At 49.5% G+C, this 14,090-nt stretch carries 14 protein-coding genes; 6 read left to right on the top strand and 8 right to left on the bottom strand.

Features of this window, described 5'->3' with window-relative positions; all coding sequences use genetic code 11:
• Window positions 1–40 precede the first annotated feature (40 nt).
• A complete protein-coding gene (locus tag H6F68_RS17790) occupies window positions 41–355 on the top strand; it encodes a hypothetical protein (RefSeq protein ID WP_190561059.1) in 315 nt (104 codons plus the stop codon).
• 7 nt (window positions 356–362) lie between these two features.
• Window positions 363–1,076 (top strand): hypothetical protein, encoded by a 714-nt coding sequence (locus H6F68_RS17785; RefSeq protein WP_199300154.1) that lies wholly within the window; start codon window positions 363–365, stop codon window positions 1,074–1,076.
• Here H6F68_RS17785 and H6F68_RS17780 read toward each other — a convergent pair.
• Window positions 1,073–2,110, bottom strand: coding sequence for a hypothetical protein (locus H6F68_RS17780; protein ID WP_242065557.1), 1,038 nt, complete (start codon window positions 2,108–2,110; stop codon window positions 1,073–1,075). The genes H6F68_RS17785 and H6F68_RS17780 overlap by 4 nt on opposite strands.
• A gap of 497 nt (window positions 2,111–2,607) precedes the next feature.
• On the opposite strand from H6F68_RS17780, the gene H6F68_RS17775 reads away from it, so the two are divergent.
• Window positions 2,608–4,047 (top strand): phosphoglucomutase/phosphomannomutase family protein, encoded by a 1,440-nt coding sequence (locus H6F68_RS17775; protein WP_190561697.1) that lies wholly within the window; start codon window positions 2,608–2,610, stop codon window positions 4,045–4,047.
• Here H6F68_RS17775 and H6F68_RS17770 read toward each other — a convergent pair.
• A complete protein-coding gene (locus tag H6F68_RS17770) occupies window positions 4,044–4,193 on the bottom strand; it encodes a hypothetical protein (RefSeq protein ID WP_190561055.1) in 150 nt (49 codons plus the stop codon). The genes H6F68_RS17775 and H6F68_RS17770 overlap by 4 nt on opposite strands.
• Before the next feature lie 35 nt (window positions 4,194–4,228).
• Between H6F68_RS17770 and H6F68_RS17765 the strand changes: the two genes are divergently transcribed.
• Window positions 4,229–4,513 (top strand): lipopolysaccharide assembly protein LapA domain-containing protein, encoded by a 285-nt coding sequence (locus H6F68_RS17765; RefSeq protein ID WP_190561053.1) that lies wholly within the window; start codon window positions 4,229–4,231, stop codon window positions 4,511–4,513.
• A gap of 15 nt (window positions 4,514–4,528) precedes the next feature.
• Here the strand turns inward: H6F68_RS17765 and sppA are convergent, their stop codons facing one another.
• The 4 genes from sppA to cbiB all read right to left on the bottom strand — a co-directional run bounded on the left by sppA (window position 4,529) and on the right by cbiB (window position 9,351).
• Window positions 4,529–6,343: a signal peptide peptidase SppA gene (gene sppA, locus H6F68_RS17760; RefSeq protein WP_190561051.1), complete on the bottom strand. Its 1,815-nt coding sequence runs from the start codon at window positions 6,341–6,343 to the stop codon at window positions 4,529–4,531.
• Between the two features lie 168 nt (window positions 6,344–6,511).
• Window positions 6,512–7,561 (bottom strand): type 2 isopentenyl-diphosphate Delta-isomerase, encoded by a 1,050-nt coding sequence (fni, locus tag H6F68_RS17755; protein WP_190561048.1) that lies wholly within the window; start codon window positions 7,559–7,561, stop codon window positions 6,512–6,514.
• A 116-nt stretch (window positions 7,562–7,677) separates the two neighbouring features.
• Window positions 7,678–8,235 (bottom strand): bifunctional pyr operon transcriptional regulator/uracil phosphoribosyltransferase PyrR, encoded by a 558-nt coding sequence (gene pyrR / locus H6F68_RS17750; protein WP_190561047.1) that lies wholly within the window; start codon window positions 8,233–8,235, stop codon window positions 7,678–7,680.
• A gap of 57 nt (window positions 8,236–8,292) precedes the next feature.
• Window positions 8,293–9,351 (bottom strand): adenosylcobinamide-phosphate synthase CbiB, encoded by a 1,059-nt coding sequence (gene cbiB, locus H6F68_RS17745; protein WP_190561045.1) that lies wholly within the window; start codon window positions 9,349–9,351, stop codon window positions 8,293–8,295.
• A 99-nt stretch (window positions 9,352–9,450) separates the two neighbouring features.
• On the opposite strand from cbiB, the gene H6F68_RS17740 reads away from it, so the two are divergent.
• On the top strand, window positions 9,451–10,017 hold the full coding sequence (locus tag H6F68_RS17740) for a CU044_2847 family protein (RefSeq protein WP_190561043.1): 567 nt from the start codon (window positions 9,451–9,453) through the stop codon (window positions 10,015–10,017).
• A gap of 147 nt (window positions 10,018–10,164) precedes the next feature.
• On the opposite strand, the gene H6F68_RS17735 is transcribed toward H6F68_RS17740, so the two are convergent.
• Entirely contained in the window at window positions 10,165–10,608 is a 444-nt protein-coding gene (locus H6F68_RS17735; protein WP_190561040.1) for an RrF2 family transcriptional regulator, read from the bottom strand.
• 518 nt (window positions 10,609–11,126) lie between these two features.
• Here H6F68_RS17735 and H6F68_RS17730 point away from each other — a divergent pair.
• On the top strand, window positions 11,127–11,522 hold the full coding sequence (locus H6F68_RS17730; RefSeq protein ID WP_190432230.1) for an AbrB family transcriptional regulator: 396 nt from the start codon (window positions 11,127–11,129) through the stop codon (window positions 11,520–11,522).
• Between the two features lie 333 nt (window positions 11,523–11,855).
• Here H6F68_RS17730 and H6F68_RS17725 read toward each other — a convergent pair whose 3' ends face one another.
• Window positions 11,856–13,784, bottom strand: a complete 1,929-nt coding sequence (locus tag H6F68_RS17725) for a chloride channel protein (protein WP_190561038.1) — start codon at window positions 13,782–13,784, stop codon at window positions 11,856–11,858.
• Window positions 13,785–14,090: the final 306 nt, after the last annotated feature.

Below are 14,090 nucleotides of genomic sequence, written 5' to 3'. Positions count from 1 at the left end.
TAAGTTTTGGGAACACTAGCAGCAAAAAGGGATTTTGAAGATGCCGCCAAGACCCATCCGCCCCAGTATCACCCCGAAGATCAGTACAATGCCCCGTCAGCAAACCGAAGCGACGGTCTATCTGGATGTTTATAAGCTGGTAGTAGAGCGAAAACGGCTGCAAGAGGAGCAGCAAAAAATTGAGCAACGCACCCAGCAAATCAATCAGCGAATGACCCAACTGGATCGACAAATTGCGGCGTTAGAAACAACTTTGCAACAAATGCGGTCAGGTATAGTTCCAGAGGCACGATCTCTCCCCCCGACTGCCTCTAGTCAGCCAGAAACTTTCGACATGCTGTTCTTGGAATATTAATTGCCCTGTGAAACATTTTCCGGCGAGGCTTTACGTTCTCTGGCTTGGTATTTTGGTGCCCCTGCTAGGTTGCAATTCAGTACCTCAACAAACATCATCTAGTCCCCCGGCAAGTGTTGCTGGTAGTCCCAGTGCTACAGCTATAGCCAGCCCCAGCGATCGCCCTGCACCAACCCAGTCGCCTACCCCAGCCCAGACGATTTCCGCGAAAGGTATTGGAGCGGCTCAATTTGGCATGACGTTAGGAGAGGTGAAGCAGGCATTAGGGCCAGAAACATCCTTCAAGGTTGAGTCACCCTACATTGTTGACTTTGATGCGATCGCGGTGCAGCAAGGAAAAGAAACCCTGTTTTACATCCTGTATCCTGCTGTCACCCAACTAGCGGATACAGATAAGTTTGAAATTTTGCTAACAGATAATCCTCAGTTCCAAACGGCTGAGGGTGTTGGCCCTAGCATGGCACTCCAGCAGGCCGAAACTATTTATGGTCAGGCAACGCTGTCTTACCATACGGCCAACGAATCGAGAGAGTACGTGAAGTTCGCTCAGCAACCCGCTGACAGGATTCATTTCCGCCCTCAGACCCAAGATAAAGCTCAATTTGCAGGCATCTACCCTTCACCCGCGCAGGAATACAACGAGACTCAAGCGTTTGCACCAAATGCCGCGATCAAGACGGTAGAAATCCTTTGCCCAGCTCAGAATTGTTTGAAACCTTAATTCTGAAAGACTTCAGCGGAAAACATCTCAGTCAAGGTACGGAGGTAGGGTAAAAATAGCGCTAGATGATCTGGGGTGAGGCGATCGTGCATTTCCCAGCCCAGCGTTTGTAGCATGTCTTGCACCAACTTCCAACTGACGTTGAGGCGCGGGTAGAGCATGACACAAAGCGGGAAGAGTTCTTGCTGCACCGAGCGAATGCTGTCTTCCAAAATGCACAGGCAGAGGTACACCTGGAACATCTCTACATCGCGGATGCTGGAAACTCGAACGGAGGCTGAGTTGAGCAAACCGCTATAGCTCTCATAACCCGGATTCGATCGCCCGACTTGGCTGCAAACCGCATGAGCAATTTTGGTGCTCACAGGCAATAGAGCTTGTACTGCTTCCAAAACGGGGGAGCCAAGGTCATGCTCTGCCGCTGCTTTATAAGCGTCCCGCAGGGGCATGTACATGTGGTCATCCATGACCTTGAAGTAAGGCTCTAACAGCGATCGCTCGGTCGGTGGCAGTTTTTCTAGCAGCATTTTGCCAGTGTAGTGAAACTGCATGCTGACAAAGCCGATCGCGCGTGGGTCTTGAGCTGTGTATTTGCGCCGCACTCGGCCAAAGTCATTCCCCACCACCACTGACAACCGCCGAGGAGTAATGCGCTCAGCGTAAGCATCTAATGACTTTTTGAACAAGTTGTGAGCATCAGCTGCAATTTGCCAGGGGTCGATCAAGCTGGGGTCAATATCGTGGCGCTCCATTTCTTCGGAGAGCAACGTTTCTGTGGTGGACCAAGCCTGAGCGCTGGCTAAGGTTAACTGCTTGAGTAGCTTGCTGGCAGTGAGAGTGCGCCCCTCTTTGGAATTGATCGCCGCCAGGTTGTCACTCGTTTTCAGTTGCTCTGTCGTTTCCTTAGAAGTGACGGCAACGACGTATTTTCTGGCCCAAATGGCTGCTAAGGAATGAACCTTAGATTCTGATACTGCCCCCCTGGAACCTGGGCTTGGTGCTGCAATCCGTTGCAGCTGAGACGGCAATGCCATAGACGATTGCTCTTTAGCCGCAGTAGATGCCAGGGAATGAGTCATTACCAAATCCACAATTATCAACAGGGTTTTTGAATTTAGAAATCAAAACTTGATCATCTCAGGCGGCGGCTGAGTCATTCAGCACCAATAAGCAAGGAAGAAAATACGCAGATATTTACAGTTTTCTGAGAAATGCTCTATTAGACATCAAGTATCCTGTATTTTTGCTGAAAAGTAAAACAGGCTGTTGAGAATCTTCAATCTCGTGAAGATCCAGTGGACACTCAATTCAGTCTGAAGTCAGAAATTAGCCGCTGGCTACATGATTTATGAGAAAAGTCTACCTTCCTTAAGGTATAAATTATGTCAATAATGTCTCACTCTAGTTACATAAAATCTCATAAGCCAGAGCCAGTTAGGCTAACGGCAAGGCGTAATGCCAGCGCAGATTGCTACACCTGGGACCGAAAGGTTCTTGTACTATTGAGGGTGAATTAAGCAAAGTGGCAACTATGAGTGCAGGCAGCAATTCGAAAGCGATTAAGTTTGGTACGGATGGATGGCGAGGGATCATTGCTGACGACTTTACCTTTGCTAATGTGCGGCGGGTAACACGCGCGATCGCCAGCTATCTCAAAACCGCTTACTCTCAGGATCGACCGGTTTTAATTGGCTATGACACTCGCTTCTTAGCAGATGAGTTTGCTCAAACGGCTGCTGAAGTGTTGGCAGAGTTAGGTTGGACTGTCAAAATCGTGGATCGGGACTGCCCAACGCCTGTCATTGCCTATAATGCTCGTCACCTCAACTCAGCCGGAGCGCTGATGTTCACGGCGAGCCACAATCCTGCCCCTTACTGCGGGATTAAATATATTCCTGACTATGCGGGTCCTGCAACGACCGAAATTACAGATACGATTGTCGCCAATATTGAAGGAGCGAGTGACGCGCCTGCATCGACTAACAATGGCGATCGCATTTCTACCTTTGACCCCAAGCCAGAATATTTAAAGTTCATCTATACACTTTTAGATGTCGAGCGGATTCGCAGCGCTAAGCTCAAGGTGAAGTATGACGCGCTCTACTCTACTTCACGAGGTTATTTGGATGAAGTGCTGATGCACTGTGGCTGTGAAATAGAAGCGTTCCACACTTACAGAGATGTGCTGTTTGGTGGGGGCATGCCTGAGCCGAAAGGCGAGCAGCTAGAAGAATTGGTTGCAGCCGTGAAGCGCGATCACGCAGATCTGGGCTTAGCGACAGATGGAGATAGCGATCGCTTCGGCATTGTGGATGAGCAAGGCAATGTCTTGACTCCCAACACGGTGCTGTTGTTGCTGGCCCGCCATTTGGTCAAGAATAAAGGCAAAAATGGCGCGATCGTGCGGACTGTGGCCACAACCCATCTGCTAGATAATTTTGCCGCTAAGTATGGCTTAGAAATTCACGAAACGGCAGTGGGCTTCAAGTATGTCGGCCAGAAGATGCGGGAAACCACGGTTCTGATCGGTGGTGAGGAGTCGGGCGGTCTCAGCATCATCGACCATATCCCTGAGAAAGATGGGGTTTTGGCAGATATGTTGGTGGCTGAGGCGATCGCTTATGCAGGTAAGCCTTTGAGCCAGTTGGTAACAGAAGTTATCGCCGAAGCAGGTGGTCCGCTCTACAACAAGCGTCTCGACTTGCACTTGGAAAACCCTCACAAGGAAGCGGTTTTGGAATCTTTCACTAAGAATCCACCGTCGGAAGTGGCAGGGATTAAGGTGAAGGAAGTGGGTCGCAAGGATGGCATTAAGCTTTACCTAGAAGACGGTAGCTGGGTGTTGCTACGTCCCTCTGGAACTGAGCCGTTGATGCGGGTTTATATGGAGACAAATTCTCCTGAGAAGGAAACCCAAATTGCTCAGCATATGGATCGGGTGATTCATCAGATTCAACCTGTGGGTGTTTAAGAAAAGCCTTGGGGGCGCTTGCCCCCAAACCCCCGCTGAGGGACGGTTGCGTCCCCCAGACCCCCTCCAAAGGTAACTTCGGTATCTTTAGTTGGGGAACTTCTGTCTCCTAATTTCTGGCTCCTGACTCCCTCTTCTCCTTTCATCCTTCATCCCTCCTCTTTCTCCTCACCCCCTACCAATGGTTAATCTACTCGCCTCGCTACTTTTGGCTGCCTGGGTTGTGGCGATCGCCATTGTTTCAGTGCAGAATTTTACGCCTGTCTCTTTTGAGTTTCTGCTGTTTAAGTCGGTGGAAATTCCGTTTGGGATTGTGCTGGCGTTTAGTGTGGGGCTGGGTATGGTTGGGATGGCGCTGCTCCAGTTTCTATGGGGTTTCAGCAGCTCTATTCGGAGTTACTCTGGTTCCTCAGTCAATCCGGGTGGAAGGGCTCAGAGTGACGATAGCTGGTCTGAAGATTGGTAAAACTGAGGCTTCGATCTAATCGATCCGTAGGTTGAGGGGTAGGCGGGCATAGACCCCAAGAGAATCGTTGAAGGCTTTCAGGGTGGACCAATCTTGTTGCACTTTGAGCAACTCGGCTGTGAATGGATCGACTTTTTCGGTAGCTGTTTCAGCAACCTGAGCGGCTGGATCACCGATGAGCCGCTTGAGAATTTGGTCTTCCAGGCTGCGGGTCTTAGGATATTCTTCTAGTTTCCAGTCATCGCCCAACTTGGCTCGCTTGGCGGCATCTTCGACGGCAGCATTGAGACCACCGATCGCATCGACTAAGCCGAGTTGTTTAGCGGATGTGCCTGACCACACTCGGCCTTGAGCTAGGGTTGCTACTTTCTGTTTGGGCAGTTTGCGAGATTCAGCAACTTTGGTCAGGAAGCGGTCATAGATGCGATCTACGACGCGCTGGTGCACAGCTAATTCTTGGGGTGTTCTGGGGCGCGTAATGCCTTCACTATCAGCAAAGCGGGCGGTCTTCACCACATCCCAAGTAATGCCTTGGGCGTTGGCTAGTTTTTGCACGTTGGGCAAGAGGCCGAATACGCCGATGGAACCAGTGATCGTATTAGGTTCGGCGAAGATCCGATCGGCATAGGTGGAGATCCAGTAACCACCGGACGCGGCCACATCTCCCATTGACACCACAATCGGTTTGACTTTCTTGATCAGCACTACTTCTCGCTGAATCACTTCGGAAGCGGTGACGCTACCACCTGGGCTATTCACTCGTAATACAACTGCTTTGACATCATCGTCGAGCCGCAGTTCTCGCAGTTGTCTGGCTAGGCGATCGCCTCCGACCGAGCTAGGGCCGCCAATCCCTTCTACAATGTCGCCTTCGGCATATACCACTGCGACTTGATTGCTGGAAGATTTTTCCGTGTCGGATTCAACCGCTCTGGCATAGGTCGGCAAGCTAATTTGGCGGAAGGAGCGCTCGTCTTCGTCGCTGTCCGTCATTTGCTTCAACTCGGCCACAACTTCATCGAAGTAAGCCACTTTATCAACTAAGCGCCGTTGCAAAGCTTCTTCGGCTAACAAAACGCCTTGGTTATCGGCGATCGCTTGAATTTGCTGAGGCTTGAGTTTACGGTCTTTGCTGACGGTGGTGGAGAACTCGCTCCAGAGGTCTCCTAGGAGCTTGGCCGTTTGTTCACGGCTGGCAGAGCTTTGCTTAGTGAGGAGGAATGGTTCCACGGCTGATTTGTACTTGCCAACTCTAGTGACCTGAACGCCAACCCCATACTTTTGCAAAGCTCCGGTGTAGAAAGTTGGCTGGGAACTAAACCCGTTCAGTTCCATTGAACCAATTGGATTGAGTACAACAGTGTTGGCAACTGAGCCGAGGTAATACTCTCTCTCTCCCCACTCCATGTCGTAGGCAATAATCTTTTTGCCCTTGGCCCGAAACTCCTCTAGCGCTTCCCGCACTTCCTTCAAGGTCGCCAAGCCAGAACTGCTACTACCCGCGCTCATGTTGCCATACAGGTAAAGCGCGGTAATCCGGTCGTCCTGAGTCGCTTCCTCAATCGCTTGCAGCACTGTCTGGAGAGAGACGGAGTCATTATTGTCGTTCGATAAAGCTTCACTAATCGCCTGACTCGTACTAGTGGCAGGCTTGGAATCGGTAATGTTCAGGGATAAATCAAACGTTAGAACGGACTTGTTTCTCACCTGGGGGCCTGAGTCAACTGACGCAGCAGCAATGAGCAAAAATATTAGCCCCCCCACTCCTAGACTGCAAAAGAGGATCAGCCCTGCCAAACTAGCAAAGGTGTATTTGAGAAAGTCACGCATTGAGAGAATCCCTGGCAAAAGTGAATAGCGCCTCAGCAAGCATCAGGCTTCAAGGAGAAACTAACTGGTCAAGCTTTAGCTAGGTGCCTAAAACATTCCTCTATGCTAATTGCTCTCTCACGAAGCCGCCGCTCTTTCAGCATGCCCAAACCCAGCTCTAAAGGTGAATTATGCCTTTAGCTCCAGAGCTTGCGATCGCCTGAGCGCTTCAATAGTCGAGTTGCCTGTACAGAAGAGTACCGTTTCGATCTCGGCAATCAGCACCTCTGCCAGTTCCGCCAAAGCGGTTTCCGACTCACAAGCTGCCTGCAAGAAGGGCTGGGCCAAACCTGCCAAGTCTGCACCTAAGGCGATCGCTTTAGCCACTTCCAAGCCATCGCGCAAACCACCGGAGGCGATCAGAGGCAGGGTAGGGGCGATCGCCCGGATGGTGGTGATGCATTCTGCGGTGGGCAAGCCCCAATCGGCAAACGTAGCGCCTAAGCGTCGTTGTTTGGCATCCGTAGCTCGTTCACTCTCCACCTTGGCCCAGGAAGTTCCCCCTGCACCCGCTACATCAATGGCCTGTACTCCAGCCTCAATCAGCTTTTGCGCCATTGTTGCCGAGATGCCATTACCGACTTCTTTGGCAATCACCGGGACGGGCAATTTCTGGCAAAGCGTGGCAATTTTAGCGAGTAAGCCTCGGAAGTTAGTGTCGCCTTTGGTCTGCACGCACTCTTGCAATGGATTCAGGTGCAGAATCAAAGCATCAGCTTCTAGCCAATCAATCACCCGCAAACATTGATCTAGGCCATAGCTGTAGTTCAGTTGCACCGCCCCCAGGTTCGCGAATAGCAAAATATCGGGAGCAAGCGACCGCACATTGAAGGTCGGCGCAACTTCTGGATTCTCGACTGCAACCCGCTGAGAACCAACCCCCATCGCGATTTTGTAGTGCTGCGCAACTGTGGCGAGGCGGTAATTAATGGTTTTGGCTAGCTCTGTGCCGCCTGTCATCGAGGAAATCAGCAAGGGAGCCGCCAGCGGTTTACCCAGAAATTGAGTGGTTAGGTTAATCTCGCTGCGGTCAATCTCTGGTAAGCAGCAATGGGTAAAGCGATAGCGCTCTAGTCCATTTGTCGCCTGATGACATTGCACGTTTTCATCTAAACAGATGCGGATGTGATCAGCTTTGCGGGATTGGGTTTCGGTGGGGGAAGTGAGGGGCGCGTTCACAAAAGACCAATGAGTCAAGCAAAAGGGAAGTCTTGATCAGAATACCTTGGATGGCAGCACTCCAGACACTTCCCTTCATTCAGCAATCGAGTTCAGTAATCAAGTCATCCAGGCAATTAACCACCCCAGCCATCGGGCTTACGAGGAATTAGTTCCACTCCATCTCGGCCATCCAGGTCTTGCAGGTAGACCTTCACTTTCTCTTCTTTCGAGGTGGGCAGTTTTTTCCCTGTGAAATCTGGATGAATCGGCAGTTCTCGATGGCCGCGATCGACTAAAACGGCCAGCCAAATTTCTGGAGGTCTACCATAATCATTCACTGCATTGAGGGCCGCTCGAATCGTCCGCCCTTTATAGATCACGTCATCTACTAAAACCACTGTTTTCCCAGCTAGATCAAAAGGAATATCGGTTTTATCGGGGGTACGCACTCCAATCTCATCTAAATCATCTCGATAAAACGTGATGTCTAAAGCTCCCACTGGCACCTGCACCTGCTCCAGAACCTCGATTTGTCGCGCTAATGCATAAGCTAAGGGCACGCCTCTGGTGCGAATCCCCAGTAAAACCAGCTGAGACAAATCATTCGCTTTTTCGACAATTTGAGAGGCTAGTCGGGTCAAAGTCCGACGTAATTCCTCGGCTGAAAGAATTTCTATGATTTCGGAGGCCATAAAGTTTCTACTAGGAGCTGTATTCGCCAGAAACACCCTAAGCGGCTTAGGCAAAGTTTAGGGCAACTGGCCTGTAGAGAAAACCATTTCAGACCACAGAGTTAAACCAAAAAGTCCCAATCCTAACCAAAGCAAAAAGCTAATGCGGGTCAATTGCAAGGCTTGGTGAATTCGTTCTGGCATAATGGCGTGAATTGGTTCTCCTAGCAAGGGTTTATGTTTGGCAACGCCGCGATACCAATTGGTGCCTCCCACTTGCACACCCAAAACTGCCGCATAGGCACACTCACTCCAGCCAGAGTTAGGGCTAGCATCGGCGATCGCGTCTCTGCGACAAATCCGCCACACAGATCGCGGTTTTCCGGAGAGCAAGGCTAGCGTCAGCACAACCAGACGGCAGGGTAGCCAAGTCAAGCGATCTTCCATCTGGGCGCTAAACCACCCCAAGTGCGTGTAGGGTGCTTCTTTATAACCCACCATTGAGTCTAGGGTGCTGGCAGCTTTATAGGCGAGGGCCAAAGGCACTACTCCGACTCCTGGCAAAGCGGCACCCAGCAAGGCATAAAATAAGGGAGCCATCACCCCATCCGTGGCATTCTCCGTGACGGTTTCCAATATGGCTCGTAACACTTCCGGTTCTGATAAATTCTCCGTGTCGCGTCCGACATAAAAGCTCAAACGAGTACGCGCCTGGGCCAAATTTCCGCTGGATAAAGGCTGCATCACATCTTCAGCAGCAGACCTCAAGCTCCGCCCCGCGAAACAAGAGGCCAATAGAATGCTTTGCACAGCAATTCCGAACCCTGCATGCATCCAAGTGGCACCTGTGGCGATCGCCCAACCAACCCAGCCGCTAACAACAACCAGCCCAAGTCCCAAAAATACTCCTGCCACCCGCTGCCCCGTAGCTAACTTGAGGTAACGAAACACGAATTGTTGGTAACGAGCGATCGCCCAGCCCATGACGCGCACCGGATGAGGCCAGCCCCAGGGATCTCCGATGGTGTAATCAATCAAAGCCGCGATCGCTAATACCCAAAGGGCGATCGTGGATGGTGGGGTGAATGATTCTAAAGCTGCGAAGAGATGGCTAAAAAAAGATACTCCTGAAGTCATGCCAATAAAGTCAAAAAGGGGTATGGCCCATCGGAGTGTACCTGGCTTTTTTAGGCACAATCAACAGATGCATCTACTCTCGCAGGAAGTTTAATTGCTATGTCCTCCCATCAACTCGTTCCTATTCAGTCTGACGACGGCACAATCATCTACATCGAAGCTCAGGAAAACGTTGAGAATACTCCAGTTTCTGACACTTCATCCTACGAAGACACCGAAGAAGTTGAACAAAAACGGGGAGGAGGAAAGGGATGGCCTGGTGCTGCCGCTAAGTCTATGAGTTCCCATAGCTCAATGCAGATGGTGCAAAATACCCTCCGCAGCTATACCGCTTATACGCTCAATGCCTTCAAAAACTTTGGGGCTGGCAACATTGATGAAGTCACCCTGGAGTTTGGTATCAATTTTAGTGCAGACGCAGGCGTGCCCTACATCGCCAATGGCAAAGCCCAAAGCAGCATGAAAATTACAGTTAAGTGCTCTTACAACAATCAAGTAGAAGGGGCCGAGGAAAACCCAACTGATGAACTTGTGCAGGGACAGGTCAACTGTACAGCCAATAGGCAAGTCCATGAGCCAATCCATGAGTCAGCAAACGGAACAGCTTATGGAGAAGTTAGCCGCCAAATTCATAACCATCACAACCAATTTAGGCAACCAGTTTAGTCTATATTTTGCTGATGCAGCGCTGTCGGATCAGTGCATCTCTAAGCGCAGTCAGTATTAAATTTTACCCAGCCTACCAATGGAGCTGATGTCGGAGTCAACACCTAATCGAAAAGGTTGTTGGCTCCTCCTTTTTTAGAACCAAAATTAAACTACAAAACTTGTCGATTCTCCTTGAGCCGCTTGCCAGCTTCGGGCATCATAGTAAAGGTCTTCTAAGGAAATACTGTATAGCGCCTCTTTCAACTTTTGGTGTAAGCGATTCCAGAGGGTAAAGGTCACCCAATCCTCGGCTTGCTCTGCGTCCGGAGCGTAGCGTGACAATGGCTCAATTGTTTCACCAACCGCTTCTAAGATTTGACCCAGAGAGATTTGAGCCGGCGATCGCGCTAGTTGATATCCGCCTTGAGCCCCTCGGAGCGAGTTCACTAACCCCGCTCGACGCATCTCAATCAATAGCTTTTCTAGATAAGGGGCAGGCAAATCTTGGCGACGGGCGATCGTGTTGACGGAGGTAGGACCATAACCCGGTTGCAAGCTTAAATCTAATAAGGCTTTAACACTGTAATGACCACGAGTTGTTAGCTTCATTGCTCCCCAAAAAAGTTGCCGTAACAGACGCAACCATTCTCATCTAAAGTGGGTGTCGCACCATAAATTACAAAGTCACCCTTAGCAGTAAAATGCAGTAATTTACCCTCATCTTCTCCTCAGCAAGCTCTGCTTTATTAGTTTTCCTCTTCTGTCTCAAACATCCTAGACTACCTCCGAATAAGAGCAAGGATTTTAGTTGTAGATTGCTCCATCAGCCTCTTCACAAAGGTTGAATAATTCTGCTTCCACCAGCTTGAGGTGACTGTAATAATGATATTTTCTTTGGATCTTAATCAGCAGTTCTAATGCTTATCTGACTTATCTAGACATTACCTATACTTCATAAGTACTAAATCAAAAAATTACTTCTTAAAATCAATAGATATTGTGAACAAGCCTGCTTTATCAGTGTAGTATAGTTTTACAAGCTGATACTCAGCTCAGATTTCCATATCTCAGCGTCGATCAGCAAGAAGTAATCTAGACCTCTTGTTAATTTTTTTAGACTCAAGTTGATGACTAAAAAGAAAAAAATTGAACCTCTGACAGGTGAAGCTCTCCTCAAAAAAGTCAAAGAGTTAGACACTCTTAGTAAGGAAGAAAAAGCGAAGGCATGTGGCTACTACACTCAGACTAAAAGTGGTGTGGAACGAGTCAACATGATGAAGTTTCTCAATGCTCTGATTGATGCTGAAGGCATTGAGTTAGACGGCAAGCAAAATGGTAATGGTCGGGGTGGACGCAGTGCAAGCTACCGCATCAGTGTTCAATCCAATGGCAATTTACTCATTGGCTCTGCTTACACCAAGCAAATGGATCTCCAACCTGGAGACGAATTTGAAATTTCTTTAGGCCGTAAGCATATTCATTTGCGGCAAATTGATCTGCAAGACCAGGAAGCTGCTTCTTAAGTTTCTTATTGCCAAACTCTCAGATTTGAGCGGCAATTTTTGCTAATGAAGCCAGAATCCATCGAATCGTCAACTAGAGTTCCTGCAAGAGTAATCAATCCAAGGCACTCTTGCCGGACTTTTACATTAAATTTGTAATTGTAATTTCTGTGTAGATTCTTTTTATGGAAAATATCGATTGGATGAATTTATCGGCTGCCACATTAGCGATCGCTATCCTCATTGGCGGTATGTTGATGATGTTCACCAGTGTTTGGACGACTAAAAGCAAGAAGTAAAACCTGAATCCTCAGTCGTGAACAAAACTAATTTCTGACGCAGCTCGCTTTGTCATTAAGCGGGCTGCTTTAATGTGGGTAAAGAAATTTCCTCAGAGTTTAACGGAGCCGTGAGGTGTCGCTGTAGGGCTTTGCGAGTAGCAGCCAAGTTACATGCTAAGGGAATTCGCTCTTGCTCCAACAGGCCTACCACTAGATGAGGAGGCTCTCGATCGACTACGGGAAGCTGGCGCAATCCTCTCGCTCCCATGCGATCGATCGCTTCCGTCACCAATTCATCCTTGTAAGCATACAGCAGCTCACTGGTACAAATTTCTCCCACAGGCTGACTTGCTAATGTGGCTGATGGTTGCGGTGATAACGCTTCTGCTACTGAATTTGCTGTCCTCTCTGGGGCTGCTAGCACGCGATTAATATCTTGCAGCGTCACAATTCCCCTCAGTTGCCCTGTCTCATCCACTAGCAAAGCGCTATGCAGATGCCCATGCAGCAAAATCTCGCTAGCTTCTAGCACAGGTAAAGCATACGGCAGAATGAGCGGAGAAGGTTGCATGGCCTCTTCTACGGTCAGGTGCTTTAAGGCTTCTTGCCCCTGATCCGGCTCAACGTTGACTCCCATCTGCTTCAAATTCAAACCTGGCTTTGAAATAGGCTTCAGCGACTCGATCACCCAGACACTCAAGCCAACGGCAGCCATCAAGGGCAACACAATGCGATAGTCGCGTGTGAGTTCAAACAACAGTAAAATCGCTGTCAAGGGTGCTCGCACGCTTCCCGCCAAAACAGCAGCCATACCCACCATTGCATAAGCAGGGGGGGCGGCAATAGCGATCGCACCAGCAGGCAGAATCGCCGCCAGAATCTTGCCATAACTTGCGCCTAGCACCGCTCCTAAAAACATAGCTGGGGCAAAAATTCCACCCACTAAACCACTGCCCAAACTCAGAGCAGTCAGGGCAAGTTTGAAAGCCAGGAGCAGGAGCAATAAAGGCAACGAAAATTCTACATCTCGGAGCAAAGCCTCAATGGTTTCGTAGCCAATCCCAAGAGTCTGGGGCAGAGCGAGGGCGACTAAACCCACACAAGCTCCACCAATGACGGGATGAACTGGGCGGGGAATGCGGCTCACCCAAGCAAATCCTGAAATTTCACCCCGGAAAAAAGTTTGCGCGAGCTTGATGGTTTGGGTGTAAGCCACAGATACTAAGCTGGCACATAACCCAAGACCGATATAAAGCGGTAGTTCTAATGGGCTGCGAACTTCGTAAGCGGGCAAGGCAAAGGCAGGTTGTGCTCCTAAACCGATCTGAGCAATTAATGCTGCCACCACCGCGGCTAAGAGCACGACACTCACCGCTGAGGTGGCAAACGTAGTGCCTAAAACCACTTCAAGCGCAAAAAATACTCCTGCGATCGGCGCATTGAATCCTGCTGCTAGACCTGCCGCCGCCCCTGCTCCTAATAAGAGACGCTGCCGTTCTTGAGATACTTGCAGGATTTGGCCAAGCAAGAGGCCAAAATTAGCGCCAATTTCTACACTCGGTCCTTCTGGGCCTAAGGAAGCTCCGGTGCCCAAGGAAACTGACGCAGCTACCATCTTGGTCACAGGGCGAATGGGAGAGATTTCGCGCTTACCCTGCGTTGCGGCAATGAGAGAGGAAATGCCAGGGCCAAAGTCTTGCCAGCGCCAGCGCATAAAGCCAACGATGACACCCCCAAGCATGGGCACACAGGCTAGGGTCCAAGCTCCCCAAGGGGCGATCGCTCCCATCAAATCCTCTAGCATCAAGCTATGGATTAATTCGATTAAATAATGAAAGGTCACGACTCCCATGCCAGTACCGCCACCAATCAGGATCGCCAAAATGAGCACGACCGTTTCAGGTGTGGGTTGTAAGCGATTGAAAATATGGGCAAAATGAGAAGTAGAGGGGGCTGGCGTCGGTTGCTCAGCCAACCCATCTGGGGCTGGAATCAAAGACATTGAGAGTCAATAGAAAAATTAGATAAAGCTTAACTTTTATGTATTTCTAGTCTTTCATTGTGATTGATCTTGAAGCCTGACGACAAGCATTAAACTCCTGCCAAAGCCAAGAATTCATCAAATGCTAGAACGAATGGATAGATACTATAGGCTGTTACAGCTTAGTTAGGTTAGAGTGATATCGCATTGCCACAATAGCCTTGGAAATTCAGCTAACTGGACGATGTTAGCAATGCCATTTTGCGGAAAACTAGCTGTAAGAGAACCGTCAGAGTAAGATTCTCTGCCTTAGCAGGCAAGCGTACT

Source organism: Trichocoleus sp. FACHB-262 (assembly GCF_014696035.1).
Taxonomy (GTDB): domain Bacteria; phylum Cyanobacteriota; class Cyanobacteriia; order FACHB-46; family FACHB-46; genus Trichocoleus.
This window is presented reverse-complemented; position numbering and strand designations above follow the sequence as displayed.

What these genes read in the sequence shown, in the direction of transcription:
- H6F68_RS17790 (WP_190561059.1), top strand. Translation starts at nt 41, where the DNA reads ATGCCGCCAAGACCCATCCGCCCCAGTATCACCCCGAAGATCAGTACA.
- H6F68_RS17780 (WP_242065557.1), bottom strand. Translation starts at nt 2,110, where the DNA reads ATGGCATTGCCGTCTCAGCTGCAACGGATTGCAGCACCAAGCCCAGGT.
- H6F68_RS17775 (WP_190561697.1), top strand. Translation starts at nt 2,608, where the DNA reads ATGAGTGCAGGCAGCAATTCGAAAGCGATTAAGTTTGGTACGGATGGA.
- H6F68_RS17770 (WP_190561055.1), bottom strand. Translation starts at nt 4,193, where the DNA reads ATGAAAGGAGAAGAGGGAGTCAGGAGCCAGAAATTAGGAGACAGAAGT.
- H6F68_RS17765 (WP_190561053.1), top strand. Translation starts at nt 4,229, where the DNA reads ATGGTTAATCTACTCGCCTCGCTACTTTTGGCTGCCTGGGTTGTGGCG.
- sppA (WP_190561051.1), bottom strand. Translation starts at nt 6,343, where the DNA reads ATGCGTGACTTTCTCAAATACACCTTTGCTAGTTTGGCAGGGCTGATC.
- pyrR (WP_190561047.1), bottom strand. Translation starts at nt 8,235, where the DNA reads ATGGCCTCCGAAATCATAGAAATTCTTTCAGCCGAGGAATTACGTCGG.
- cbiB (WP_190561045.1), bottom strand. Translation starts at nt 9,351, where the DNA reads ATGACTTCAGGAGTATCTTTTTTTAGCCATCTCTTCGCAGCTTTAGAA.
- H6F68_RS17740 (WP_190561043.1), top strand. Translation starts at nt 9,451, where the DNA reads ATGTCCTCCCATCAACTCGTTCCTATTCAGTCTGACGACGGCACAATC.
- H6F68_RS17735 (WP_190561040.1), bottom strand. Translation starts at nt 10,608, where the DNA reads ATGAAGCTAACAACTCGTGGTCATTACAGTGTTAAAGCCTTATTAGAT.
- H6F68_RS17730 (WP_190432230.1), top strand. Translation starts at nt 11,127, where the DNA reads ATGACTAAAAAGAAAAAAATTGAACCTCTGACAGGTGAAGCTCTCCTC.
- H6F68_RS17725 (WP_190561038.1), bottom strand. Translation starts at nt 13,784, where the DNA reads ATGTCTTTGATTCCAGCCCCAGATGGGTTGGCTGAGCAACCGACGCCA.